This is a genomic window from Streptomyces sp. NPDC054961, assembly GCF_053609145.1.
Genome location: NZ_JBSGWY010000035.1, coordinates 28,745 through 31,102, shown reverse-complemented (window position 1 = coordinate 31,102; position 2,358 = coordinate 28,745). Strand labels below are relative to the sequence as shown.

At 69.9% G+C, this 2,358-nt stretch carries 2 protein-coding genes; one reads left to right on the top strand and one right to left on the bottom strand.

Annotation, left to right across the window (positions count from 1 at the left end):
- Positions 1-161: 161 nt before the first annotated feature.
- Entirely contained in the window at positions 162-581 is a 420-nt protein-coding gene (locus ACWF9Z_RS27005; RefSeq protein WP_453606013.1) for a Fur family transcriptional regulator, read from the bottom strand.
- A 130-nt stretch (positions 582-711) separates the two neighbouring features.
- Between ACWF9Z_RS27005 and ACWF9Z_RS27000 the strand changes: the two genes are divergently transcribed.
- Positions 712-2,181 carry a catalase gene (locus ACWF9Z_RS27000; protein ID WP_453606091.1) on the top strand — a complete coding sequence of 490 codons (1,470 nt, stop codon included), beginning with the start codon at positions 712-714 and terminating at the stop codon, positions 2,179-2,181.
- Positions 2,182-2,358: the final 177 nt, after the last annotated feature.

Sequence of the window (2,358 nt, the reverse complement as noted above, 5' to 3'; positions counted from 1 at the left end):
GCCCCGCCCGCACGGAGCGCGCCGCCGCACTATATTGTTTCGCGCCCCGGCGGCGCCCCCCGGGGGGGGCGGGGGGTCGCGTCCCCCCGGCCCCCCTCGTCGATGCGGTGCGGTGCGTGCGGTGCCGGTGCGGTGCGCGCGGTGCCGGCGCGGTGCGGTCGTCAGGCGCCCGCGCAGTTCGGGCAGACCCCGCGGTACGTCACCTCGACCGCCGACACGACGAAGCCGAAGCGCTCGGTGTCCGGCAGGTCGGCCAGCGGGTTGCCCGCCGGGTGGACGTCGCGGATCGCCCCGCACTGGGCGCACACCAGGTGCTGGTGGGGGCGGTGGGCGTTCGGGTCGTACCGCTTGGCGCGCCGGTGGTCCGCGGAGACCTCCAGGACCTCGCCGAGCGTGACGAGCTCGCCCAGGGTGTTGTAGACGGTGGCGCGCGAGATCTCCGGCAGTTTCGCCACCGCGCGCGCGTGCACCTCGTCGGCCGTCAGGTGAACGTGGTCACCGTCGAGCACCTCGGCCACGACGCGCCGCTGTGCGGTCATGCGCCATCCGCGTCCGCGAAGTCGTTCCAGCAGGTCACTCATGGACGCCAGCCTAACAGTGAGGGGGTCGGTGTAACTCCCGAACAGGTGCGGACTTGGATGTTCACTTGACTTAGACAAGGTCCATCGTAGGATCGGTTACGGTAGTGCACAGGACAGGAATTTGCAGCAAATTACGCAGGAGGCGCACGTGACGCAGGGACCGCTCACCACGGAGGCCGGAGCTCCGGTCGCCGACAACCAGAACAGCGAGACCGCGGGCCTCGGCGGACCCGTCCTGGTGCAGGACCAGCTGCTCCTCGAGAAGCTCGCGCACTTCAACCGCGAGCGCATCCCGGAGCGCGTCGTGCACGCCCGTGGCGCCGGCGCCTACGGCACCTTCACGCTCACGCGTGACGTCTCGCAGTGGACCCGCGCGAAGTTCCTGTCCGAGGTCGGCAAGGAGACGGAGACCTTCCTGCGCTTCTCCACCGTCGCGGGCAACCTCGGCAGCGCCGACGCGGTGCGCGACCCCCGCGGCTGGGCGCTGAAGTTCTACACCGAAGAGGGCAACTACGACCTCGTCGGCAACAACACCCCGGTGTTCTTCATCAAGGACGCCATCAAGTTCCCGGACTTCATCCACACCCAGAAGCGCGACCCCTACACGGGCTCGCAGGAGGCGGACAACGTCTGGGACTTCTGGGGTCTGTCGCCCGAGTCCACCCACCAGGTGACCTGGCTGTTCGGTGACCGCGGCATCCCGGCGTCCTACCGCCACATGAACGGCTTCGGCTCGCACACGTTCCAGTGGAACAACGAGGCCGGCGAGGTCTTCTGGGTCAAGTACCACTTCAAGACCGACCAGGGCATCAAGAACCTCACCCAGGCCGAGGCCAACCAGCTCGCCGGTGAGGACCCCGACTCCCACCAGCGCGACCTGCGCGAGTCGATCGAGCGCGGCGACTTCCCGTCCTGGACCGTGCAGGTGCAGATCATGCCGGCGGCCGAGGCGGCCGAGTACCGCTTCAACCCGTTCGACCTCACCAAGGTGTGGCCGCACGCGGACTACCCGCTGATCGAGATCGGCAAGCTGGAGCTCAACCGCAACCCGGAGAACGTCTTCGCCGAGGTCGAGCAGTCGATCTTCTCCCCGGCGCACTTCGTCCCCGGCATCGGTCCGTCCCCGGACAAGATGCTCCAGGGCCGCCTCTTCGGCTACGGCGACGCCCACCGCTACCGCGTCGGTGTCAACGCCGACCACCTGCCGGTGAACCGTCCGCACGCCACCGAGGCGCGCACCAACTCCCGTGACGGCTACCTGTACGACGGCCGCCACAAGGGCACCAAGAACTACGAGCCGAACAGCTTCGGCGGCCCGCACCAGACGGACCGTCCGCTGTGGGTCTCCACCCCGGTGACCGGCGGCACGGGCAACCACGCCGCTCCGGTGCACAGCGAGGACAACGACTTCGTCCAGGCGGGCAACCTCTACCGCCTGTACTCGGAGGACGAGAAGGCCCGTCTGATCGAGAACCTGTCCGGCTTCATCGCCAAGGTCTCCCGTGACGACATCGTCGAGCGCGCGATCGACAACTTCCGCCAGGCGGACGCTGACTTCGGCAAGCGTCTGGAGGCCGCGGTCCAGGCCCTTCGCGGCTGATCGACGGCTTGCCGTAGCAAGCCGGCGGGCCGGTGCTCCCGAGAGGGGGGGGGGGGCCCCCCCCCCGGGGGGGGGGGGGGCGCGGGGGGCCCCCCCCCCCGAGGAGGCGGGGAGCGGCGCCACGCAACGGGGGTCGAAGAGCACCGAGCACAACACCACCCAGCCCCCGCTCCCCCC